The 25,014-nt window shown below is 35.8% G+C and carries 22 protein-coding genes; 7 read left to right on the forward strand and 15 right to left on the reverse strand.

The features are described 5' to 3' along the window. Positions 1–2: 2 nt before the first annotated feature. The 5 genes from ruvA to IV494_RS09210 all read right to left on the reverse strand — a co-directional run bounded on the left by ruvA (position 3) and on the right by IV494_RS09210 (position 5,663). On the reverse strand, positions 3–587 hold the full coding sequence (gene ruvA, locus IV494_RS09190; RefSeq protein WP_196079854.1) for a Holliday junction branch migration protein RuvA: 585 nt from the start codon (positions 585–587) through the stop codon (positions 3–5). A gap of 255 nt (positions 588–842) precedes the next feature. Beyond that, positions 843–3,128 carry an NADP-dependent malic enzyme gene (locus tag IV494_RS09195; protein ID WP_196079855.1) on the reverse strand — a complete coding sequence of 762 codons (2,286 nt, stop codon included), beginning with the start codon at positions 3,126–3,128 and terminating at the stop codon, positions 843–845. Positions 3,129–3,223: 95 nt separating this feature from the next. Then, complete coding sequence (locus tag IV494_RS09200; protein ID WP_196079856.1) at positions 3,224–4,078, reverse strand: BadF/BadG/BcrA/BcrD ATPase family protein; 855 nt, start codon at positions 4,076–4,078, stop codon at positions 3,224–3,226. Positions 4,079–4,232: 154 nt separating this feature from the next. Continuing rightward, positions 4,233–4,469: a NifU family protein gene (locus IV494_RS09205; protein ID WP_039353861.1), complete on the reverse strand. Its 237-nt coding sequence runs from the start codon at positions 4,467–4,469 to the stop codon at positions 4,233–4,235. A gap of 90 nt (positions 4,470–4,559) precedes the next feature. Beyond that, positions 4,560–5,663 (reverse strand): Mrp/NBP35 family ATP-binding protein, encoded by a 1,104-nt coding sequence (locus IV494_RS09210; protein WP_196079857.1) that lies wholly within the window; start codon positions 5,661–5,663, stop codon positions 4,560–4,562. 268 nt (positions 5,664–5,931) lie between these two features. Between IV494_RS09210 and IV494_RS09215 the strand changes: the two genes are divergently transcribed. The 3 genes from IV494_RS09215 to IV494_RS09225 all read left to right on the forward strand — a co-directional run bounded on the left by IV494_RS09215 (position 5,932) and on the right by IV494_RS09225 (position 9,957). Then, entirely contained in the window at positions 5,932–8,373 is a 2,442-nt protein-coding gene (locus IV494_RS09215; protein WP_196079858.1) for a TonB-dependent receptor plug domain-containing protein, read from the forward strand. Positions 8,374–8,413: 40 nt separating this feature from the next. Further along, entirely contained in the window at positions 8,414–9,148 is a 735-nt protein-coding gene (gene aqpZ, locus IV494_RS09220) for an aquaporin Z (RefSeq protein ID WP_196079859.1), read from the forward strand. 200 nt (positions 9,149–9,348) lie between these two features. Then, a complete protein-coding gene (locus IV494_RS09225; protein ID WP_196079860.1) occupies positions 9,349–9,957 on the forward strand; it encodes a DUF4142 domain-containing protein in 609 nt (202 codons plus the stop codon). A 64-nt stretch (positions 9,958–10,021) separates the two neighbouring features. Here IV494_RS09225 and IV494_RS09230 read toward each other — a convergent pair whose 3' ends face one another. From IV494_RS09230 to IV494_RS09255, 6 genes are all read right to left on the reverse strand, one after another. Next, entirely contained in the window at positions 10,022–10,852 is an 831-nt protein-coding gene (locus IV494_RS09230; RefSeq protein ID WP_196079861.1) for a T9SS type A sorting domain-containing protein, read from the reverse strand. A 54-nt stretch (positions 10,853–10,906) separates the two neighbouring features. Next, the gene (locus tag IV494_RS09235) at positions 10,907–12,157 is read right to left on the reverse strand and encodes a dicarboxylate/amino acid:cation symporter (protein WP_196079862.1); all 1,251 of its coding nucleotides are present in this window, start codon (positions 12,155–12,157) and stop codon (positions 10,907–10,909) included. A 154-nt stretch (positions 12,158–12,311) separates the two neighbouring features. Then, entirely contained in the window at positions 12,312–15,008 is a 2,697-nt protein-coding gene (locus IV494_RS09240; RefSeq protein WP_196079863.1) for a TonB-dependent receptor, read from the reverse strand. 319 nt (positions 15,009–15,327) lie between these two features. Beyond that, on the reverse strand, positions 15,328–15,747 hold the full coding sequence (locus IV494_RS09245) for an SH3 domain-containing protein (RefSeq protein ID WP_196079864.1): 420 nt from the start codon (positions 15,745–15,747) through the stop codon (positions 15,328–15,330). 6 nt (positions 15,748–15,753) lie between these two features. Beyond that, entirely contained in the window at positions 15,754–16,233 is a 480-nt protein-coding gene (locus IV494_RS09250) for a BON domain-containing protein (RefSeq protein WP_196079865.1), read from the reverse strand. Between the two features lie 141 nt (positions 16,234–16,374). Further along, on the reverse strand, positions 16,375–16,995 hold the full coding sequence (locus tag IV494_RS09255) for an alpha-ketoglutarate-dependent dioxygenase AlkB family protein (RefSeq protein WP_196079866.1): 621 nt from the start codon (positions 16,993–16,995) through the stop codon (positions 16,375–16,377). A gap of 62 nt (positions 16,996–17,057) precedes the next feature. On the opposite strand from IV494_RS09255, the gene IV494_RS09260 reads away from it, so the two are divergent. Then, a complete protein-coding gene (locus tag IV494_RS09260) occupies positions 17,058–18,914 on the forward strand; it encodes a CocE/NonD family hydrolase (protein WP_196079867.1) in 1,857 nt (618 codons plus the stop codon). A gap of 167 nt (positions 18,915–19,081) precedes the next feature. Here IV494_RS09260 and speB read toward each other — a convergent pair whose 3' ends face one another. After that, entirely contained in the window at positions 19,082–19,936 is an 855-nt protein-coding gene (gene speB, locus IV494_RS09265) for an agmatinase (protein WP_196079868.1), read from the reverse strand. Positions 19,937–20,076: 140 nt separating this feature from the next. On the opposite strand from speB, the gene IV494_RS09270 reads away from it, so the two are divergent. Beyond that, entirely contained in the window at positions 20,077–20,736 is a 660-nt protein-coding gene (locus IV494_RS09270) for an HAD family hydrolase (protein WP_196079869.1), read from the forward strand. A gap of 171 nt (positions 20,737–20,907) precedes the next feature. Here the strand turns inward: IV494_RS09270 and IV494_RS09275 are convergent, their stop codons facing one another. From IV494_RS09275 to IV494_RS09285, 3 genes are all read right to left on the reverse strand, one after another. Continuing rightward, positions 20,908–22,299: a type III PLP-dependent enzyme domain-containing protein gene (locus IV494_RS09275; RefSeq protein WP_196079870.1), complete on the reverse strand. Its 1,392-nt coding sequence runs from the start codon at positions 22,297–22,299 to the stop codon at positions 20,908–20,910. A gap of 139 nt (positions 22,300–22,438) precedes the next feature. Continuing rightward, positions 22,439–23,053 (reverse strand): thiamine diphosphokinase, encoded by a 615-nt coding sequence (locus IV494_RS09280; RefSeq protein WP_196079871.1) that lies wholly within the window; start codon positions 23,051–23,053, stop codon positions 22,439–22,441. Positions 23,054–23,158: 105 nt separating this feature from the next. Beyond that, positions 23,159–23,731, reverse strand: coding sequence for a cob(I)yrinic acid a,c-diamide adenosyltransferase (locus tag IV494_RS09285; RefSeq protein ID WP_196079872.1), 573 nt, complete (start codon positions 23,729–23,731; stop codon positions 23,159–23,161). Between the two features lie 216 nt (positions 23,732–23,947). On the opposite strand from IV494_RS09285, the gene IV494_RS09290 reads away from it, so the two are divergent. Both IV494_RS09290 and IV494_RS09295 read left to right on the forward strand, forming a co-directional pair. Beyond that, positions 23,948–24,433 carry an RNA polymerase sigma factor gene (locus IV494_RS09290; RefSeq protein WP_196079873.1) on the forward strand — a complete coding sequence of 162 codons (486 nt, stop codon included), beginning with the start codon at positions 23,948–23,950 and terminating at the stop codon, positions 24,431–24,433. Next, positions 24,420–25,013, forward strand: coding sequence for a hypothetical protein (locus IV494_RS09295; protein WP_196079874.1), 594 nt, complete (start codon positions 24,420–24,422; stop codon positions 25,011–25,013). Before IV494_RS09290 ends, IV494_RS09295 begins: the two co-directional genes overlap by 14 nt. Position 25,014 lies beyond the last annotated feature (1 nt).

Below are 25,014 nucleotides of genomic sequence, written 5' to 3' on the forward strand. Positions count from 1 at the left end.
TGTTAAATGTTTTTTAAGATTTGCTTCACCAATTGCTCTACTGAAAAATCTGGATTTTGCTTTAAAATGCGGTCTGCAATTTTCTCGCTCATTTTTTTGGGGATCCCCAAAACCTCTAATGCAGATAACGATTCTTCTTTAATTTTATTATTTGCAAATGTAGAAATATTTTCATCAGATTCCTTGAATTTTTGGACTTTATCCCTCAAATCAACAATCACTCTTTCAGCGGTTTTAGTACCAATTCCCTTCACTTTTTGAAGCAGCAAACTGTTGTTGGAAAGGATTGCTGTTGATATTTCTTCTAAGCTCAATGAAGAGAGCATAATAATCGCCGAAACAGGTCCTACTCCGTTAACACTTATTAACAGATTAAACATCTCTTTTTCTAAAATTGTGTTAAAACCGAAAAGCAAATGGGCATCTTCCCGAATGATCTGCTGAATATTTAAAAAAGTAGTTTTTCCCAGCAATAATTTCTCGGAAGTTTGCAAACTAACGCCCACATAATAGCCAACTCCCTGAACATCGAGAACCATAGAAGTTGGATTGAGTTCCTGAACGATTCCTTTGAGTGAATAAATCATTTTATTTTATAAATCATTTGATGTTAATGTAATTTTCGAGCGCAAGAAATGGACACATTTAATTCCAAAACAGACCTGAAAAACTCTGAAAAATTACCTTTCAAATTAAAAAATGAACTGCATTTTTTCAGAGCCCTAACTTACAAAAAATATGGAAATTTATTTCGCACAAAAAAACGCTACTAAAAAAGTAGCGTTTTTTTGAATATTTGGCTGAATAAATAATTTCTCAGCCTTTAAAAATCATGTAGAAAATTAAGCATTCTCTCTTCTCTGTGCATCTAAAACAGCGATTGTCGCCAGATTCACGATCTCATCTACACTTGCGCGCATTTGCAATACGTGAACAGGTTGTTTAAGACCCATCAAAATGGGACCTACAACTTGAGCTACTTTTAATCCCCGAATAATTTTATAGGAAATATTTGCACTTTCTAAATTAGGGAAAACAAAAACATTTGCCGGCGTTGTGCCCAGTTTTGAGAAGGGATAATCGGAAAGATGATCAGCGTTCAAAGCAAAATCCGGTTGAATTTCACCGTCGACGATCATATTCGGGAATTTCTCATGAAGCATAGAAACTGCTTTTGCTACTTTTTTTGAAGTCTCCGAAATACCTGCAAAATTTTCAAATGATAACATGGCAATCCTCGGTTCGATGGCAAAAGTTTTTACAGTCATTTCGGCCATTTTCGCAATATTTACCAGATCTTCTGACGTAGGATTTGGAATGATGGAAGTATCGGCAAAAAATAAAGGTCCTTTTTCCGTCATGATCATCATCATAGAAGCGATCTTATCGACTCCTTTTTCTTTTTCAATAATTTTTAAGATCGGCTTAATCGTGGACGAATAATTTTTTGAAAAACCAACGATCAAAGCATCGGTATCACCATGATGTAACATCAAAGGACCGAAATAATCTCTTTGTCGAACATATCTTTTGGCTTTATATTCGTTCATGCCTTTTCGCTGACGCAGTTTCCAAAGCGTTTCGCGGTATTTCACGCGGTTATCTTCCTGATTATCATCCATTGGATCAACAATTGGAACATCCATTTCGATTCCGAATTTTTTCATCTGCTCCAAAACATATTTTTTCTCCCCTAATAAAATAGGTTGAGCAATCCCTTCTTCGTAAAGGATCTGAGCAGCTTTCAAAACGTTGTATTCTTCGGCATTTCCAAGTGTAACTCTTTTTGGATTAGAGCGCGCCCGGTTTTGCATCATCCGGATGAGTTTCTCGTCGCGACCCATTCTGTCGAGCAAAGCATTTTCGTAATCATCGAAATTTTCGATCGGTTTTCCGGCGATCCCACTGTCCATCGCAGCTTTTGCAACCGCTTTTGACACTTTGGTGATCAATCGGTTATCGAAAGGTTTGGGTATAAAATATTCTCTGCTGAAATTTAAATTTTTAACATTATAAGCTAAAATAACTGCTTCCGGAACTGGCTCTTTTGCAAGATCTGCAATCGCTTTTACCGCGGCTAATTTCATGGCTTCATTAATTCCAGTCGCCTGAACATCGAGTGCCCCACGGAAAATATAAGGAAAACCAAGAACATTGTTCACCTGATTAGGATAATCACTTCTACCGGTCGCCATGATGGTATCTTTTCGAGTTTCCATGGCTAATTCGTACCCAATTTCAGGATTCGGATTTGCCAAACCAAAAACGATCGGATTTTCTGCCATCGTCAAAAGCATTTCTGCGGACATGACATCTGCTTTGGAAAGTCCTATGAAAACATCGGCACCTTTTAAAGCTTCTGCTAATGTTTCCATGTCGGTATTCGCAACAAAATCTAATTTCTCCGGAGTTAGATTTTCTCTTTTATGATTGATGATCCCTTTTGAATCACACATTAAGACATTTTCTTTTTTAAGACCAAGTTCTAAATAAAGTTTGGTACATGCAATTGCTGCAGCTCCGGCTCCATTAATAACTACTTTTACCTCCCCAATTTTTTTACCGGCAATTTCCAGAGCATTTATTAGTGCAGCCGCAGAAATAATTGCAGTTCCGTGCTGATCGTCGTGCATCAAAGGAATATTGAGTTCTTCCTTTAATTTCTGCTCGATATAAAATGCTTCAGGAGCTTTGATGTCTTCTAAATTTATACCACCAAAAGTTGGTGCAATTCCTTTGACGATCTGGATGAATTTATCAGGATCAGTTTCATTAATTTCAATATCAAAAACATTAATATCGGCGAAAATTTTGAAGAGAAGTCCTTTTCCTTCCATCACGGGTTTTGAAGCTTCGGCACCTATATTTCCTAAACCTAAAACTGCAGTTCCATTAGAAATAACAGCAACCAGATTTCCTTTTCCGGTATATTCGTAGGCTAATTTCGGATCTCTTTCAATTTCTAAACAAGGGATCGCAACACCCGGAGAATACGCGATTGAAAGATCCCGCTGCGATGAATGTGGCTTTGAAGGAACAACTTCTATCTTTCCTTTCGGCTCGCTTCTATGATAATCGAGGACTGCTTCTTTAAAATTTTTCTCGTCTCTGTTCGTTTTGTTTGACATGTTTTTCTATTTTTTGCAAGTGCAAATGTGAAAATTGATCAATATTTAATGATAGTACTGATCATTAATATTGAAGGTGAAGTTTGAATTAAACTTTAATTCAAAATATATTTGAGGTGATAATCTACTAAACTTTCGATCGGTTTCTGAACTACCTTTCCTATTTTTAAATTGAGTTCGGCCGCAGCTGATCTTAAAATATCTTCATAAATGAAAGCAATATATCCGATAAAATTGATCTCTATTTCGCCGGCTTCAGGATATGGAAGAACCTGATAATCTAAGAAATTCTTCAATTCATCGAAAACCATATTTTGAAAATACGGATGTTTTTTTCGTTCTGCAATAAATCTATTAAATTCTCCCAAATAAGCATTGGCTCTGGGATTATGATACATATTATGAATCGCATCTTCAATCGTAAGATTGTACGTGGCGCGGAAATCCTGGTCTAGATCTGAAGGTAATTTTTTCATAAAAAATCTGCGCAAAAGGTGTTTTCCCAAAGCACTTCCGCTTCCTTCATCACCAATTAAAAAACCGAGCGAAGGTAGATCAACTCTAATTTTTTCACCGTCGAAAAAACAGGAATTAGAACCCGTTCCGAGAATGCAGACAATTGCAGGTTTCCCATTATAAGCGGCATAAGCAGCTGCAGTCATATCTTCTTTGATGGAAACTTCTGCTTGCGGAAAAGCTTTAACAAATTCATTTTCTACTTTCTTGGCATTATCTGGAGTTCCGCAACCTGAACCGTAAAAAAAGACTTTTTCTATGTGATTTTTTAGAAAAAAGAGTTCCTGATTTCTGTCGATCTCTTTTACGATAAAATCGGGATTAATGATATTTGGATTGAATCCCAAAGTGGTGGTTTTCAAATGGGTTTTTCCGGAATTTTCGAGGATCACCCAATCACATTTTGTGGAGCCGCCGTCAACAATGGCAATCATATTTTATTAAATTTAATGCGCTAAAATATCAATTTAATTTTAAACCTTTAATTTTTTACGCTACTATTTTAATTCTGCTTTAATTTTTAAATCGAAGAATCAAAAAGGCAATCCAAAACTGAATTGCCAAGTTTATTTACAGGGTATCATTTTTTTATTCTACCTCAATTACTTCTAAAATTTCGGGTGCAAATTGTTTAATGGTATTTTCTACGCCTAATTTCATGGTTGAAAAACTCATGGGACAACCATTACAGTTTCCCTGAAGTTTTACCGACACGATACCATCTTTTACGTCGATCAATTCTATATCACCGCCGTCTTTGTTAAGAAACGGACGAATACTTTCCAGCGCATCCATTACTTTCGTCACTGTTTCTTCGTGTTTCATCTCTGTTTTCATTTTTCTTTTGTGATATAAATTCGGTTTTTTCTAAACCGCTATTTTTTATTTCTATAAGCTTCTGGAAGTAAATTCCGCTTATTTTTTTGAAGAGCATCCCGCCATTGTGGTAATTTTTACCGCTTCAGTTGGAGGAAGTGATTTATTTCTTTCAACCAGACTTTCGATCATATTTTGGGCAGTTTTGATGTAGATCTCCTGAATTTTTGAACCTTCCTGCAAAACTGCAGGGCGGCCAACATCTCCCGCTTCTCTAATGCTTTGAATCAAAGGAATTTCTCCTAAAACAGGTATTCCTAAATCTTCTGCTAAATATTGCGCGCCTTGATTTCCGAAAATGTAATATTTGTTTTCCGGTAATTCAGCCGGAGTAAAGTACGACATATTTTCAATTAAACCTAAGACAGGAATATTGATACTTTCCATCTGGAACATTGCGATTCCTTTTCTTACATCAGCCAATGCGATATGTTGCGGTGTACTCACGATCACGGCTCCTGTAACGGGAACTTCCTGAATAATAGACAAATGAATATCACCGGTTCCCGGAGGTAGATCGATCAAAAGAAAATCTAATTCACCCCAAGCTGCGTCGCGGATCATTTGATTTAAAGCTTTTGAAGCCATTGGTCCACGCCAAACTACGGCTTGGTTTGCTCCGGAGAAATATCCGATGGAGAGCATTTTCACGCCATAATTTTCGACAGGTTTCATTAAATTTTTACCGTCGATCTCTACTGAAATTGGTTTGGAATCTACCGTATCAAACATTGTAGGAATTGATGGTCCATAAATATCAGCATCTAAAATACCGACTTTAAAACCCATATTTGCTAAAGTTACCGCAAGATTGGCCGCAACAGTAGATTTACCAACACCTCCTTTTCCGGAAGCGACGGCGATAATATTTTGAATTCCCCTGATCTGTTTTCCTTTGATTTGATTTTGCTGAACTTCCGAAGGTTCCGGTGAAGCGATCTTTAATTTTAAAACAACTTCTTCTCCAAATTCTGAAGCAAATGCCTGTTTCATTGCTGCTTCAAGTTTCTTTTTTTCGTGCATTGCCGGTGAATGCGCTGTCATATCAATATAAACATCATTTCCCATTACCTGGAAATTGTGTACTAGATCATCAACTTCTATTTCTTTCAAAAACGCCTGAACTTTTTCTTTCGTCAACATAATTCTTTATAATAAATTGGATGACAAATTTACGGAATTTTTTGTTATTTAGAATGAGTAAAATCTATGATTAATGTCTGCATTTTCTTAATCTTAATAAAAAGATTTTTTTTCTGTGTTCCGTTTTTTTGCCACTAAACATGAACAGTAAAAACCATATTTGAATTACATTAAAATTACTAATTGTGTTAAATTGTTGTTGTTTTTAACACAAAGAAGGTTAATGTTTCGGAATTTTCTATCTACATTTGATTTAAAATTAAAATACATGAAAAAACTCATTCTACCGATCGTTCTTTGTGCTTCTCTATTTGTGTCTGCACAGGAAAAAAAGAAAGATTCTGATTCTTTATCTGTTCAGGGAATTGATGAAGTCACCGTCACCGGAAGCAGAAACAAAAAAAGGACAGCAATTGACACTCCTGTTCCGGTAGATGTGATCGACGTAAAACAAATCAGCCAGGCAACAGGACAGGTTGATGTAAACCAGCTTTTACAATTTGCAGCGCCTTCATTTAATTCTAATAAACAGTCAGGTTCTGATGGTGCAGATGCGGTAGATCCTGCAACTTTACGTGGTTTAGGACCTGATCAAACTTTGGTTTTACTCAACGGAAAAAGATATCATCAATCTTCTCTCGTTAATTTATTTGGAACAAAAGGTCGCGGAAATTCTGGCACAGACATGAACACAATTCCTCTTGATGCGATCAAAAGAATAGAAGTTTTGCGAGATGGCGCTTCTGCTCAGTACGGCTCCGATGCAATTGCAGGTGTAATCAATGTTATTTTAAACGACAGAAAACAAGGTTTTGAAGCTAAGGCTTTTTACGGCTTAAATTTATTTAGAAGTCCGCACGGTGGAAATGACATTGTTTCTGACAAAAAATTAGACGGACTTACTTTAGATGTTAGTGGAAATTACGGTGCGAGAATTGGCAACAAAGGCGGATTCATCAACATTACGGGCGAGGTTATTTCTAAAGGTTACGCCATTCGAAATGCTAATCCGGATTTATATACTGCGCCACGACAAAGATTTGGAGATGCAAAATCTAACAACTATTATCTTTTTTACAACGCGCAAATCCCCGTTTCTGACAAAACCGATTTTTACTCTTTTGGAGGATATTCTTATCGCAACACCGATGCTTACGCCTGGACAAGAAGCGCCGATGCTGATGGAAACGCACCTTCAATCTATCCTGATGGTTTCAATCCGATCGAAAACACGCAAATCAAAGATTTCAATTTTAATAATGGACTTAAATTTAAAGTTGCCAACTGGGATGTCGATTTATACAATGCCTTCGGGAGCAATCAGTTCACGTACAACATCAACAATACCGTAAACGCGACTTTGGGTGCCAACTCGAAAACAAGTTTTGATGCAGGTGGTCATTCACTTCTACAGAATACGAGTGGCTTCAATGCTTCGAAAGGTTTTGGAGTTTTAGAAGGATTAAATGTGGCGTTTGGAGCAGAATTTCGATACGAACAATTTAAAATCATCAAGGGAGAAGAGCAATCTTATGCAGCGTACGACATTAATGGAAACATTGTAACGGCTTCTACTCCCGAAGATCTATTGGTCATAAATCCGCTTTCCGGAAATGTGAGACCAGCCGGTTCACAAGGATTTCCGGGATACTCTATGGCAGTTAATCAAGGAAGAAATAATGTTGCAGCTTATCTGGATACAGAACTAGATCTTACGAAAAACTGGATGATCAGTGCAGCCGGAAGATTCGAAAATTACAGTGATTTCGGAAGTACCGTTAACGGAAAATTTGCAACGAGATATAAGATCACCAATCAATTTGCTTTTCGGGGATCGGTTTCTACCGGATTTCGCGCGCCTTCTTTGGTTCAGAAATTTTATGGCCTAAACTTTACCAATTTTCAGGGTGGACAACTCGTGACAATTCAGTTAGCTTCGAATGATAGCTTTCTGGCAAAAGCGGTTGGAATTCCGCAGCTGAAGCAGGAAAAATCGGTTAACGGAAGCGCAGGATTTACTTTTAATTCTAATAAATTCACCGCAACAGTTGATGGTTATTATGTAAAAGTGAAGGACAGAATTGTACTGACCGGAAATTTTGATCAAACCGATGATAAAATCGGGCAGATCTTAATCGACAATCATATTGATCAGGCACAGTTTTTTACCAACGCCATCGATACCAAAACTTTAGGACTTGATCTTATTTTAACCTACACCGAAAATATTGGAAACGGTAAATTAACATCAAGTTTTGCCGCTAACTTTAATGATATGGAAATCACTTCTGTGAATACAACTCCTGAATTGAAGGGGAAAGAAGACGTTTATTTAAGTCCGAGAGAAAGAGCTTTTATTCTGGCTTCGGCTCCAAAAAGCAAATTTAATTTGAGTTTAAATTACAAGATCAATAAATTCAATACGAATTTACAGCTGGTAAGATTTGATAAAGTCACTTTGATCGGTTATAATGGTCCAGACGATTATCAAAAATATGGTGCAAAAGTAACGACAGATCTTTCTTTCGGTTATGATTTTACTAAAAATTTCAACTGGACCATCGGTGGTAAAAACGTATTCAACAGATATCCAAACCTACAGGTTCCGGCGGTTTCTGATGGAAATACTGAATCCGGCGGAATTTTCGACCCTGTTCAAATGGGTTTCTCAGGAAGACAAATATTTACAAGACTGAATTATACTTTTTAAATAACTGAAAATTACATTTATTAACTAAAAACTAAAAAAAATGAACGTTTCTTTAACATCAAAAATTGTAGCAGAAATGCTCGGAACAATGGTTCTGGTTTTAATGGGTTGTGGAAGTGCCGTAATTGCGGCCTCCAACGGAATACCGGACGTCAATGGGGTCGGACTTTTAGGGATCGCTTTTGCATTTGGCTTAAGTGTTCTCGCCATGGTTTATGCGATCGGCCACATTTCCGGTTGCCACATAAATCCAGCAATTTCAGTCGCCATGGTGGTTGCGGGAAGAATGAAAGCCAAAGAAGCCGCATTTTATATCATTGCTCAAATTATTGGAGCTATAATTGGTGCCGGAATTTTATATGTTATTGTAACGAACCAAATTGCAGGTTTTGAATTAAAACCTTATGCTTTAGGATCCAACGGATGGGGAGCAGGATATTTGGGAGAATACAATACGGTAGCAGCTTTTGTCGCAGAATTTATTTTCACCTTTATTTTCCTTCTGGTTATTTTGGGTTCTACCTCCACAAAAAATATCAACGGTGGATTTGCGGGCTTAGCGATTGGTCTTTCATTGACGCTCATTCATATTGTAGGGATAAAAATTACGGGTGTTTCTGTAAATCCTGCCAGAAGTATTGGTCCCGCAATTTTCGCGGGTGGAGCAGCAATTTCGCAACTCTGGTTATTTATCGTTGCACCAATTTTAGGCGGAGCGGTAGCAGCTCTTGTACACGGCGCCCTGATTGAAAATCCGAAAAACTTTAAAGAATAAAGTTTAAAGGAAGTTGAAAATCTAAAAGCATTTAAGTTTTTTATTTCAAGCTAATGATGAAAATCCTGATTTGAAGATATTAGGAAAGTATTTTTAATCCTCAAAAATATTCTTACCTATTTTGGCAAAATAATTGCACGAATAAAAACAGTTTACAAACACGTAAACAATTTATAAACAACATTTTAAATTCAATTATTATGAAAAATTCAATCTTAGCAATTTTGGCTGTGGCGGCATTAGCTTCTTGCAAAAAAAATGAAACAACCGTGGTAGACAATGCTACAGACAGCTCTATGACTGCAGCAACTACTGATTCTTCAATGATGCCGAAAGATTCTACATCGATGCCATCTACAGCGGGAACCACAGCAACAATGAGTGCCCAAGACAAAATGTTCGCAGATGCAGCAGCAAAAGGAGGAATGATGGAAGTGATGATGGGCGAACTTGCCGAAACCAGCGGAATGAATGCGAAAGTAAAAGCTTTAGGAAAAATGATGAAAGAAGATCATTCCAAGGCAAACGACGAACTGAAAAGTTGGGCAATGACCGCGAAATATATGTTACCTGCTAAAATGGGCGCAGATCAGCAAAAAATGTACGATGATCTTAAAATGAAGAAAGGTGCAGATTTTGATAAAGCGTACACCGATTTGATGGTAACTGACCATAAAAAAGATATCGCAGAATTTAAAAAAGAAGCTGCTGAAGGCACAGGAGATTTGAAAGCATTTGCTTCTAAAACAGTTCCGACTTTAGAGCATCATTTAACAGCTTCTGAAGAAGCGATGAAAGCTGTAAAATAATTACAGAACTTTTTAAAATATAAATCCCGCTTTAAGGCGGGATTTTTTTGTGAGAAATTTAAAATTACTTCTTAATGAATTTGACGATTGTCGAAATTTCACTTAGAGAATTCAGTTTGATGAAATAAGTTCCTCCGGGAAGTGAGGCGACATTTATTTTTTCCTCCGAAAAGTTCTTTTTTACGAGAGATTTCCCACTCGCATCAATAATTTCATAGGTCAAAAATTTATTTTCAGATTGGATAGAAACAAAATTTTGTACGGGATTTGGATAGACTTTTACGACCGCAACTTTTTTCGAAGGATCTTTTATCGCCAACAAGCAAACAGGCGGATTGGTAATCGGACCTTCCGAATAATCATAGAATACGATATCTTCCGTAATAGTTTGAACGCCTTCATAAAATGGCCCAAAACCGCAGTTATTAAAATATACCACAGCTTCATAAAAACCAAAGGAAGATTTGTACCACCCTTCGCAAGCAGGCGTCATATTATTTCCAGGTCCGAAAAAGTCAACCATGAATTCTGGTTGAATATAATTCATATATGAACAAACGTTCGTCCAGCTTGTAGGAGGTTTAAAATACATAGTCTTTTGCGGCAATTCTCCAACATAATAGGGACGGTAAAAAACTGATGATAATTGATTATTGCTATTTTTTAACCTCGCTTTTAAAACAATATTCTGCGAGACGGTAACATTCACATTATTTATTCCAAAAGAAGAATTGACGGTTGGATCGGTACCATCTGTCGTATAATAAATTGTTCCACTTCCGGTTATTGTTGCTGTATAAATCGAAATATTGTGATTTGGATTCGGCCCAAACTCGATCTGACAATAAAATAATTGAAAGACAGGCAGTAAGAGAAGGAGTAAAAATTTTTTCATCATCTTTAATTTATTAGGTAATTAAAGATACATAAAAAATTAAAATACAACTGCTTACAAATCTCCACCATGATTATCCAGCTGACCTTCCCATTTGGAAACAGCAGATGTTGCCAATGCATTTCCTAAAACGTTAGTCATACTTCTTCCCATATCGCAGAAATGATCAATCGGTAAAATTAAGGCAATTCCTTCCGGTGGAATACCAAACATGGTACAGGTTGCAACGATGATGACCAAACTTGCTCTTGGAACGCCGGCGATTCCTTTTGAGGTTAACATTAAAACCAAAAGCATAATGATCTGTTGTCCCAAAGTCATGTCGATGCCATAAATCTGCGCGATAAATATCGCTGCAAAAGTCATGTACATCATACTTCCATCGAGGTTAAATGAATATCCTAAAGGTAAAATGAAGGATACTATTCTATTGTTACAACCGAATCTTTCCAGCTCCTCAACGAGTTTCGGGAAAACCGCTTCGGAACTTGTGGTAGAAAATGCGATAAGCAAAGGTTCTTTAATTCTTCTTAATAGTTCAAAAAGTCGGTTTCCTAAAATTAAATAGCCTACGATGCAGAGCACCAACCATAAAATTGCCAGAGCAAAGAAAAAATCTCTTAGATAAATGGCGTACACTTTGAAAATATCAAAACCATTTGTAGCAACTACTGCTGCGATGGCTCCCAAAACACCAAGCGGCGCAAACCACATGATATAACCAACCATTTTTAGAATCGCGTGCGCACAAATATCCAAAGCTCTCACAATTGGTTTCGTGTATTCTTCACCCATATTGGCTAAAGCGATACCGAACATGATCGAAAAAACGACGATCTGTAACACTTCATTGGTAGCAAATGCTTCGAATAAACTTTTCGGAATTATATGTTTTACAAATTCTTCCAAAGATAAACCCTGACTGGTTGCAACAACTTCTCCTGCAGCATCTGCCGCTGGTTTTGCAAGTTGCATAACGCGACCTGGCTCCAACCAATTTACAAAAACCAACCCGATCATTAACGAAACTAAAGAAGCGGTGATAAACCAAAGCATTGCTTTTGAGCCGACTCTACCGATCATTTTGATATCACTCATTTTTGCAATCCCCACGACTAAAGTGGTAAAAACCAAGGGTGCAATGATCATCTGTACAAGACGGATGAAAATGGTTCCGAGTAATTTAATGTTTTTCGAAAATCCCGCTGAACTTTCCGGATATTTTGTATGAACAACTCCACCCATAATCACCCCAATAACTAAAGCGATGATAATAAAGATGAACAGTTTGTTTTGACCTTTCATATGTTGATTTTTTGTAACGGTTACAAATATATGTTTTTTTGCGAAACACTGATTTAGAATTCCGCTTTTGGACAAAGGAATTTCCGACGAGATATGTCATAAAAAAACCTCTGCATGATCAGAGGTTTCAATTGTAATAGAATGAAAATTAATATTATTTGCCGCCGAAAGTATTCAGATTAACGATTAGAGACAACATGAAATATCTTTTTAGAATCAGTTCTTCGCGATCTTCAACATAATTATCGCCAATTGTTCTGGTTGCGTTTTGTCTTTGATTGAGTAGATCATTCACGCTTAATTTCAACATCATTTGTTTCTTGTAAAACTGATAATTCACACTCGAATTCCAGAAATAAGAATTTCGGTTGAAATCAGCCGCAATATTTGAGTTTTTTGTAAAGGTAAAATCATTGCTAAAAAACAAAGTTTTATTGAAAAAATAATTGGTCAGTCGCAAAGAAAAATTCTGGCGCGCCGTATTTGTTTTGTCGATTCGATAGTTGGTATAATGCGATGAAGAATAATTAATTCCGTAAGATGCACGCAAATTCATGAGGTCTTTGAGGTTTAAGTTAACTCCGAATCTCGGAGAAAGCGTATAAATATTGTTGGTAAATTCTGTAGCATCAATAAATCCTTTTCGGAAACTATAATTAGCCGCAAATGATGGACTTAAATCTAATTTATTCCCGTTCCATTTGTAGGTTTTGGTGAGAGAAGTTGAGAAGTTCGCTCTTTTATTTCCACTGATATTTTCATAAGTACTGAATTGTTTTCCCGAATCATCATAAAAAGAATAATTCACAATATCATTATCCGTATAATTAAAACCCAGTCTGGAGTAAAAATTAATTCCTCTCGCAATATTCATCGTAGAAAAATTAATGTTCGTGGAATTTTGCCAGGTACTTTTCAAATCTGGATTTCCTTGAATTGTAATTAAAGGATCTGAAATATCAATATACGGATTCAGGTAGCTCACTTGTGGAACAATGAAATTAGCCGAATTGGAAATTCTCAAACTCGTGGTTTTATTGAATTTATAATTGAGCATCAAATCATATTCGGGCAAAATAAAATTTCTTTGAAAGCTGTAATGCTGAAGATTATAGATTGAATTTACATTTAATCTGGTCGTATTTAAATTGGTTCCGGCTCGAAAATTATATTTGCTTTTATTTAAATTATAGGAAATTCCGGTGTTTAACAAATTGTTATTTTGGTTCAACGTATTTGATAAAAGCGAATTAAATTCCGAATAATCATTTGTTCCCGCATCAAAATCATTAACCACTAATTCCTTATTTAATTTTTGAAGATCATAATTCACTTCCACTGAAACCGTCGCAGAATCTGAAACCGGTTCGTAATATTTAAAATTCGCACTGAATAAATTGTTTGAATTTTTATTTTTTGAAAGCTGGTTCCGGTAATCATTTTGATCAGGAGATTGATAGAAAATCGTTTCCTGAAGATTAAAATTGGTGTTTTTATTTTCCGAAAAAGTATTGCTGACCGAAGCAGATAATGATCGGTTTGGCTTTTCGAATTTTTTGATCAATCCAATCTTAGGTTTGAAAATATTTCCAATGTTATTTCCTCGGTATGAACTTTTATTGCTGTTCAGAAGTACATCATCACGAAGCGTAAAAACACTACTTTCATTCGTGTTATCCGTCGTATTATTAGAAAAATTGGTAGAGAATGTTACGTTGGTCCGTTTATCTAAAGCGATGGTTGCATCGGTATTAAAACTAAAGGTTTTCTTATCACTGTTTCCGCGCCGTTCAGAATTATTGTCTAATTTATAATCAGGCAAAAAGGTAGTTCTGGAAGTCTTCGAATAAGTATCGAGATTACCCTCTTTATATTCTAAACTAAATTTATCGAGATCAAAATTATCGCCAATCTTATCAGAGTAATTGGCTCCGATCATTGATGTTCGCAAAATTCCGGAACTTGCCGTTCTTCCGTTGGCTGATTTATTTCTATTGTTATTTTCAAAAAAACCATCGACGGAAAAATCAGAAATATTAATATTATTAGAACCTGCAATCAAAGCAAAATTAGTTTCCTGTTTAAATTTCGCCAGCAAACCTTTCACATCATATCGATTATCTGTTCCATAACCTAAATTGAAATTTTTAATATTTCCTTTATTATTTTTTTCATCAATATTAAAATTGATCGTGAGACTGTCTGATTTTGGAGTTCTACCCGTTAATTCTTCTTCTTTGGATTTTGAAGTGGTGATTTGAATTTTCTTAATTAAATCTGCAGGAATAGTTTCCATTGCAATTTTACCATCTTTATTGAAAAGTGGTTTTCCATTAATTAAGATTTTGTTGATTGGTTTTCCATTGACGGTCATTTTCCCGTCTTCATCAGTTTCTACACCAGGAATTTGCTCCAGAAGTTTATCGATTTTATCATTTGGATCTACCTTTAAATAAGAGGCGTTATATTCTACGGTATCTTTTTTGATTTTCACGGGAGACGCGATAATTTTCACTTCTTCAATATCACTCGACAAATCTCTTTCTAATTTCACCAGACCAATCTCAAGATTTTGATCGATGCTTTCATATTTCTTAGAAAACATTCGAAATTTATCATTTGAGATCTGTAAAAAAGTAGGTTCTTTTTGTTTTGGAATTTTAAAGCTGAAACTTCCATTATTATTGGTGCCCGTAAAATTGACAACCGAAGAATCTTTTTGTTTGAGTAAAGAAACCGTCGCATTTTCTAAAGATTTATTGTCAGAATCCTGGACTTTGCCCTCGATCGTGTAAGTTTGAGCACTTAACTGAATGGCGAAAAGAATAAATAAAAGTAAAAACTTCTTCATAAATGATACTTAAAAACAGATTTCAAAATAAACAATACATCAGAATAATTTGAATTGACTCACATTCTTAACAAATAGCATTCCTAAAAAATTCGCACAAGCTTTACGTTCTCTTATTTTATATTTTTTATTGATTAGGCAAAACTCTGGACAAGCGATTGCAGTGGAAATCCTTTTTTTTGCGCAGGGTAAGCAGTGGCAAAAAAAGATTGCAGCGGAAAGCGCGGTCCCGATAAGAAACATCAGTTTCTTATCGGGATGGCCCAAAATAAAAAAACCCCTGAAAAATCAGAGGTTCCGTAGTATGTTTAAGTAGAAATTAAGCTTTCAAATATCTTGCGTAAGCATAACCTTCTTCTCCATCGGCGGTTTTAACTTTCCACCAATCATCGTTGGTTTGTTCAACCAAAGTCACCGATTCGCCTTTTGCAGCTTTACCAACAATAGCAGCATCTGTAGAAGCTTCCTGTCGGATATTCAAATTAGAATCTTCTGTAGCAACAGTCAATGAAGCGCCAGCTGCTAAACCAGCAACCTGAACGTCAACATTAATATCGGAAGCGGAATATGTAGAATCGATCGCTCCTAAAGCGTTCCAAACCGCATCTTTTGCAGAAGTTGAAGCAGCGTGACCTGAAACATAAAGAATCCCGTCCTGTTCTGTAACCTGAAGATTTGAAACTCCGGCTGATTGTGCTGCAGAAATTACTCCAGCGTATTTATCTTGTAATGCACTCATTTTTAATTATTTTACGGTATAGTTATAGTTTACTTTCCCTGCTTTTAAAGCATCTACAGACATTTTGATCTGTTTTGCCTGTGCTTGAGAAACGTTTCCTGTCAAAGTTAATTCGCCATTGACCACTTCTACTTTTACAGAAGGGAAATCTTTCACAGCATCGGTAACTTTTTTCTGAACCATAGGATCAACTGCAGAAACTGTTTCTACTACAACCGGAGCTGCGATCGTAGACATATCCATTACATCTTTCACCCCAGGAATCGCTTTTAAAGACGCGATCATATTATCTTTTGAAGCTTGATCAGCAAAAGTTCCGCTTAAATGTGCAGTACCATCTTTTACTTCAACCGACGCATTTGGATTTGCAGTTACAACTGTAGTTGCCTGAGTTTGAAGCTCTGCATCAGAAACTTTCTTTTTACAGGAGATAGAACCGATAGACACGGCAAGTGCCAAAGCAGCCATTGCAATTGTTTTTTTCATAGTTATTGGTATTTAATGTTAAAAATTATGAATTCAAATTTAACAATTATATCGGGGCTTAAATCTTTATAAATGCTAAATTTTTCATAAAATTTCTAATAAAGCAGTTAATTCGCATTGAATCTGACAGAACAATATCATTTAAACAGAATCATTATTAACGATCATCCGGAAGGTAAGATTTATTCTCGGAGTAAATATTTTTTTCGTGGGCGGTAATCGGTGAACCCAAAAACTTTGCGTTTGATCTTTCATGACCAAAAGACTGCCGTTCGTTAAAACGAGATCAATTCTATCTTTCGTTGTTTTATGTTTGAAGGAAAATTTTCTTTCGGCGCCAAAACTTAAAGAGGCAATTGCGCCATTTTTTTTCAGATCTTTCTCGCCGTCGCTGTGATAAGCCATTCCTTCGTTTCCGTCGTGATAGAGATTCAACAAACAGGAATTAAATTTTTCACCGGTTTTTTCCTCAGTCAATTTTTTGAGTTCTAAAAGTTCCGGTGTCCATTTCAACGCTTTTTTTGTAGAATTGGAATAGGTATATTCGAAATTTTCGTCACCGTACCACGCTACTTTTCTTTTCGTAATGATTTTTTTACCGAAAATGATGGCTTCATCATTTCGCCACTCGATTGTTTTGAAAAGATGATTAAAGAATTCATTCGCTTTTTCTTCCTCTACAATTTTACCGTAATAGTTTACCGTTCCATCTTGCGGAAGGAGATTTTTCTGTGGATCTGAGATATTTTCAAATAATTCCATGAATGCAATTTAAAGTTCAAATTTCTGTTTTTTATTTTATAAATTCGTTCAAAATTATTTCTATGCAAAAATACTTTCAAATTACTTTCGTTTTTTTAATGATCTTAACGTTCGGTCAAAACAAGCCCGACAATACTTTTGTTAAGGATCATTACACCAAAAAAGAAGTTTATATCACGATGCGAGATGGTGTGAAACTCTTTACATCTATTTATACCCCAAAAGATATCTCTAAAAATAAAAAACTGCCTTTTATAATGCAGCGAACCTGCTACAGCATTGCACCCTACGGAGAAACTGAATTTCCTAGATCTCTGGGTCCTAATAAATATTTGATGCAGGATGAATATATTTTCGTTTACCAGGATGTTCGTGGACGATATATGAGTGAAGGAACATGGACGAATATGACGCCGCAGGTAGAACACAAATCTAAAAAAGATGTCGACGAAAGCACTGATACTTATGACACCATCGAGTGGCTCATCAAAAATGTAGATAACAATAATAAAAAAGTTGGTCAGTACGGAACTTCTTATCCGGGATTTTATACTGCTGCAGGGATTTTGTCTGATCATCCGGCTTTAGTGGCTTCTTCTCCGCAAGCACCGATCTCAGATTTTTGGAACGATGATTTTTTACATAACGGAAAATTCATGTTAGGTTATTTCAGAACATTCCCTGTGTTTGGAATTCAGAAAACGAAGGCCGAAAAAGACGGTTGGTTTATGGACACTTTCATTAAACCTACGTCAGAAGATGGTTTGAAATTCTACAGAGACATGGGAACTTTGAAAGATGGTTATGAAAAATATTATAAAAATAATTTCTTCATGACCGAAATTATGAATCATCCAAACTATGATGATTTCTGGCAAAAAAGAAGTTTACTGCCTCATCTGAAAAATGTAAAGCATGCCGTAATGACTGTGGGAGGTTGGTTTGATGCTGAAGATCTTTCCGGACCTTTGAATATTTATAAAACGATTGAAAAAACCAGTCCGAAAGCGAAGAACACGATCGTGATGGGACCTTTTTCTCACGGCGGTTGGGGAAGAGAAACCGGAAAAGCATTTCACAATGACATTTATTTCGGAGACAGCATCGCGACTTACTACCAGAAAAATCTGGAAACTAAATTCTTTAATCATTATTTAAAAGGCGATACCAAAACCGACGCGGGAATTCCGGAAGCAGTGATGTTTGATACGGGAAGCGATGTTTGGAAAGAGTTTGCGCAATATCCACCAAAAAACGCGAAGAAAGTGAGTTTTTATTTGGCTGATGGAACTTTGAAAAATACAGCTACAAATGATTTTTCAGAATATTACAGCGATCCTTCAAACCCGGTTTTGAGTTCAGCTAATTTGAAAGATTTTAATGGATTTACGCCCAGAAATTACATGAGCGAAGACCAAAGATTTTCGGAAGGAAGACCGGATGTTGTGACTTTTACAACAGATGCTTTAACAGAAGACATGACTTTCGGCGGAGAATTAATGGCGAAACTCAATATTGCTTCCACTTCTACTGATGCTGATTTTGCGGTAAAACTGATCGATGTTTACCCGGAAGATTTCGTACCGAAAGAGAAAAAAGACGGCGTGATCTATAATAATTATCATCAAATGGTTCGCAGCGAAATTATGCCTGCAAGATTTAGAAATTCCAGAGAAAAACCGGAAGCTTTGGTTCCAAATCAAAAAACGGCGGTGAATTTTAAATTGCAGGATGTAATGCACACCTTCAAAAAAGGACATAAAATCCAGATTCAGATCATGAGCACGTGGTTTCCTCTATTCACTGTGAATCCACAGAAATTTATGGATAATCCGAACTTTGCAACGAAAGAAGATTACACAAAAGCTTTTATTAAAATTTTCGGAGATAGTTCTTTGGAAGTTGATGTTTTGAAGTAGGTTTGGAAGAGGCAGGGAAAAAGTGAAAAGAGCCAAGTGAATTCAAATTAAGATTAAAAATTTGAATTTAAACTAAAAAATAAAATACAAAAAAACCGGTGAACATTACGTTTACCGGTTTTTTATATTATTTCAAAATCAATTTAGATAATTGATTTTATTTTTTTTTAATTCTTACTGATGTGATAATACGCCAACATTTTATAATACAGTTTCGCCGCTAAGAAAGCTGTTGGTTTTGGCATCGGAGAATCCATTAATTCTACGATATCAAACGCTACAACGTTGCATTTCTCGAAAACTTTTTTCAATAATTCTAAAGTTGGATACCATTGCAAACCTCCCGGTTCCGGTGTTCCTGTTGAAGGCGCAATGGAAGGATCGAACGCGTCTAAATCAATCGTGATATAAACATTTCCGGAAACTTTTTCTAAAACATCATCGATCCAGTCTGCTTTCTTAGCGATTTCGTGTGCCCAGAAACATTGCTCTTTGTTAACGTGTTCCATTTCTTCGATGTCGCAAGAACGAATTCCAACCTGAACCAAATTGTGTTTCTTACTCGCTTCATAAACTGCACAAGCATGATTGGAAGTCGATCCGTGAAAATCCGGACGTAAATCGGTGTGCGCATCCAATTGCAAAACAGTTAAGTTTTCATACTTTTCTCCAACTGCACGAATTGAACCGATGGAAACAGAATGTTCACCACCAAAAAGCGTGAATAATTTTCCATCGTTGCTCAAAAGTTCTTTCGTTTTTTGGTAAACCGCTTCAGTCATTGCTTCGGGCGAAGATTTCTCTGTGATTTCTCCGCCGAGATAAACGCCTTCTAAATAAGGTTCTGTGGAAGTTTCGATATCGTACAGTTCCATATTTTCGGAAGCGTCTAAAAAAAGAGCCGGACCTTTGTCAGCGCCTTTTCCCCAAGTAGAAGTTCCATCGTAAGGAACGGTTACGAGCATTACTTTTGAAGTTTCCAGCTGAGCATTTTCTTCGGGAATTCCTGCGTATGTTTTCATGAATTAATTTCGATTTTAAGTTGTGATTTTAGATTGCCAAAGATAAGAAAATGGCGTTACAATTAATAAAAATGAAATCTCTTTTGATGTTCTGCTTTTAGTTACTCATTCTAAATCCTTAAATTTGTAAAAATTCTTGAATGCCATTAAAAGCAGTACTATTTGATATGGATGGAGTCATCGTTGATACCGAACCACTCCACCGAAAAGCCTATTTTAAAATGTTTGATGATCTGGAAATTGAGGTTTCCGAAGAATTATACACTTCATTTACGGGAGCGTCAACAAAGAAAGTTTGTGAAACCTTGATCTCAAAATATCAACTTGAAAAAGATCATGAAGATTTAGCAGTCATTAAAAGAAAATATTTCAAACACTACTTTTATAATGATGCAGATTTCCATCTGCTTCCCGGCGTTAAAAGTTTAATTGAAAATTATTTTGAAAACGGAATTAAACTCGTCTTGGCTTCTTCAGCAAATATGACGACCATCAATATGGTTTTTGAAAAATTTGGATTAGAGAAATATTTTATTGGAAAAATAAGTGGTGCGGATTTGAAAGAATCAAAACCTCATCCGGAAATATTTTTAATTGCTGCTGAAATAGCGAATGAAGCCAAAGAAAACTGTATGGTGATCGAAGATTCTACGAATGGGATTTTGGCTGCACATTCTGCAGGCATATTTTGTGTGGCCTACAAAAGTGAACATTCATTTGGTCAGAATTATGAGAAAGCAAATTTGGTCAATTCAGATTTTTCGGAAATTGAATTTGAAAAGATCTCGAAATATTTTTAAGAATTCTCCTTATCCTTCTAACGACAAAATACCTGAAATTCTAGCCCCGATGGAAACGGTATCCTTTTTCTTTTTTTCAAAAAAAGGAAAAGATATAGTGGACAGCGGGACTTCAATTAAAAAGGAGCAACTCATTGGTTACTCCTTAATATTATATTTGAAATTATTTTTTTAATATCCCAGAATCTTCAAAACATCTTCTGCTTTTTGTTCTTCGCGGAACACTTTATAAGTAAAGTTTCCTTCTTCATCCTTATCGATCAAAATATGTTTCGGTTGCGGCATCAAACAGTGGTGAACGCCGCCGTAACCGCCGATGGTTTCCTGATATGCTCCAGTGTGGAAAAAGCCGATGTATAAAGGTTTTGTCTCACTGAAAACGGGTAAATAAATGGCGTTTGTATGTTGTTCAGAATTGTAGTAGTCATCGGAATCACAAGTCAATCCACCGAGAAAAACACGTTCATAGGTATCTTCCCAACGGTTGAGTGGAAGCATGATGAATTTTCGGGAAATCGCCCAAGTGTCGGGTAAAGTGGTCATGAAAGAAGAGTCGATCATGTTCCATTTTTCTCGGTCATTCTGGCGTTTTTGAGAGATGATTTTGTACAAATGTCCGCCACTTTCGCCAACGGTAAAACTACCAAACTCGGTATAGATATTTGGCTCTTCGACGCCTTCTTCTTCACAAAATTTTTTGATCTGGGAAACGATTTCGTTCACCATATACTGGTAATCATAATCGAAATTTAAAGAAGTTTTGATTGGGAAACCGCCACCAATATTAAGGGAATCAACTTCCGGAGCGATTTTTTTCAAACGCGCATAAACGCGTAAACATTTATACAATTCGTTCCAGTAATAAGCGGTGTCTTTGATTCCGGTATTGATGAAAAAATGCAGCATTTTCAATCTCGCATTCGGATGTTCTGCAATTTTTTGACTGTAATAAGGAATGATATCTTTGTAACCAATCCCTAATCTTGAAGTATAAAATTCAAATTTCGGTTCTTCTTCAGAAGCAATTCTAATTCCGATATTAAAAGTAGTATCGATGCTTTCCGTCAATTTATCGAGCTCGCGATAATTATCGAGAATCGGGATAATATTTTGAAAACCATTATTGATAAGATCTGAAATTTTTGCGAGATAATCGTCGGTTTTGAAACCGTTGCAAATTACTTCGACATCTTTCCCATACGTTCCCTTCTCATAAAGTGAACGGATAATGTCCATATCATAAGCTGAAGAAGTTTCCAGGGAAATATCGTTTTTCAAAGCTTCTTCTACAACAAATGCAAACTGACTTGATTTGGTACAATAGCAATATTTATAACCTTTCTTATAGTCATTTTTTTCGATGGCTTCTTTGAACCAGCCTTTAGCACGCTCGATATTCATCGAAATTTTTGGCAGATAATTAAACTTCAAAGGCGTTCCAAACTTTTCTACCACTTCCATTAAAGGAATATCGTGGAACTGTAAAGTATTATCCGCAACGTTAAATTCTTCGGTTGGGAAATACAGGGTCTGGTCAATAAGCTCTGAGTATTTAATCTTCATTGTATAGGAAAGTATATAAGAATTAGAAATGCAAATTTGAGAAAAAAAAGTGGGTTTAATGATTTATTTATTCAGATTTAATAAGACTGCAATAGAATAAAGTTTAGAATTTATTTTCGAAAACAAAACTGAAACTACTTTACCTCGAAACAAAAACTACTAAATCTCCACTTTCAAACTCAATCGAAACGGTTTCTTCAGTAGCAACATTTCTTGTGCCAATTCTTTTCTTCATTTCTAAATCCCCTTTATTTAAAGGCCATTGCAAACCTTTCGTCGTAATACTTTTGGTTACGGGAAAAGGGTATAAAGAAATTGTCTTGCCTTTTACATTTTCCAAAACTAATTTTTTCGGTGAAAAGAAATAGGTTCCATACTCATCAAAAAAAGTAATGTTGAGATTGTTTTTAAAGAGAAAAGCTACGGTTAAATTCCCGAGGAAATGATCCATTTCACCGCCACTTCCACCATAAACATCAACTTTAGTATAACCTCGTTCTTCGATAATTTCTAAGGATTTCTGAAAATCAGTTTTATCCTGATCCGGAGTATAAATGAATTTTTCTTCATAAATATTTTCATCCTTTCCCGAATGAGAATCGAAATCCCCGGAAATAAAATCTAATTTCTCAAAAGGAAATTTCTTCGCTTTTAAATAGTGAAAAGCGCCGTCGGAACAGGCAATCAAAGAATAACCTTCCGTTTCGGGAAGATTATTGGGAGGAATTCCGTTGATGAAAAGGAGTGCTTTCAATTCAGTATTTGAGTGTTTGAATATGTAAGGTTTACGTTTTTGAGTACTTAAATTGTTGACTGTTTGAAACTTATTTACAAACTACTTTACAACTCGAAAACGTTTCTACTTCCTATTATTTGGATTCCAATATTCTTCCTCTTCGTTATGTAAATGTGAAACATAACGCGCCAAAACAAATAAATAGTCAGAAAGACGATTGAGATATTTGATGAGTTCCGGACGAACTTCTTCTGATTCATTTAAGAAAACCAGGCTTCTTTCGGCTCTTCGACAAACCGTTCTGCAAATATGAAGCGAAGTTGGACCTTTTCCACCACCGGGAAGAATAAAATATTGCAAAGGTTTCAATTCTTTTTCAAAATCATCCATCCAATGTTCAAGTTCTTCAATCTCTGTATCGGTGATCATTAAAGCCAGGCGTGATTTTCCATTGGCCAAAGTTAATTTATCCGTGGGAGTCGCCGATTCTGAACCGACAGTGAATAGATCGAACTGAATTTTTTTAAGTTGATTTAAAACTTTTTCATCAGAAATCTCAGATTTTGCGAAACCAATAAAAGAGTTGAGTTCATCAATTGTTCCGTAAGATTCTACTCTTGCGGAAGCTTTGGAAACGCGGGTTCCACCATATAAAGCAGTTTCACCTTTGTCGCCGGTTTTTGTATATATTTTCATTTTTTTTAAATGCTTGATGTAAATTTAAGGAATTTAAAATACGCGCTGAAATCTGGAATTATAATTTTTGAATTAATTTTTTTTAAAATTTTTGTAATAATTTCAGAATATTTGTATCCAATTTTCAGAAGCCAGAAAATCTGACGGTCATTAATTAAGATAACAGGAAATGAAAAATCAACAATTTGAAATTGACCTTTACAAAACACTGAAAAGATGAGTTACGATTTTGATCAACTTTACCAGGAATTTTCTGGCAGGATTTACAAGTTATGTCTGAGTTATTCCGGGGACAAACTTTTTGCAGACGATCTTCATCAGGAAACTTGGATTGCAGTTTGGAACAGTTTGCCCAAATTTCGAGGAGAAAGCAAAATCGGGACCTGGATCTACAGAATCGCCATTAATACTTGTTTGGTTGGATTAAAGAAAGAAAAAAATAAAGATCAAAATTCAGAAACTATTCTTTCCAAATTGGTGTATGAAGAAACGGAGGACAATTCAAAAGAAATCAACCGATTGTACGAATGCATCAGCAAATTGAAAGAAAGCGAGCGAATTATTATCACGTTGGTTTTGGAAGAGAAACCATACGAAGAGATCGCAGAAATCACCGGAATAACGGAAAATAATCTGCGTGTAAAAATTCACAGAATCAAAAAAGAACTTCAGGAAATATATACCAATTATGGAAGAATTTAAAGAACTGGAAAATCTTTGGCAACAATCTGAAACAAAGATGCCAACAAAAAACACCAATATTTCAAAAATAAAAAACAATCGTATGAAACTTAAAAACACTTACACCAAAGGTGCAATTTTGCTCCTGGTAACCGGAATTTTTATCATTGGTTTAATGATCTCATTAGACTCCAATTTAAAAACGATTCCTATCATGTCATCGATGATCATTATTTCAACAGTGTGCTTTCTGCAGGCATTTTTAATGCTCTTTACGGCAAAAAAAATCAGCAATATTGATGAAACGCAAACGCCAAGTTTTCATTTGAAACAATGGCAGAATTTCAGAGAATTTCAGAAAAATCAAAGACACTGGAATATGCCGGTTTACTACCTTTTCCTTGGAACTGCATTGGGAATTTACATGTACGAATTGCTGAAAAGTGTAGATCTGTGGAAAATGATTCTTGCGTTTGCCATCACGTATTCCTGGATGTTTTTCGCCTATTTTTATCTTGGTAAAAAGGAAATTAAAAAACAGGATGCAAAGTTAGATGGCATCATTTCGGAACTGAAAAGTCTGGAAAATCAATTTCAATAAT

It is taken from the genome of Kaistella gelatinilytica (assembly GCF_015679325.1).
GTDB classification, from domain to species: domain Bacteria; phylum Bacteroidota; class Bacteroidia; order Flavobacteriales; family Weeksellaceae; genus Kaistella; species Kaistella gelatinilytica.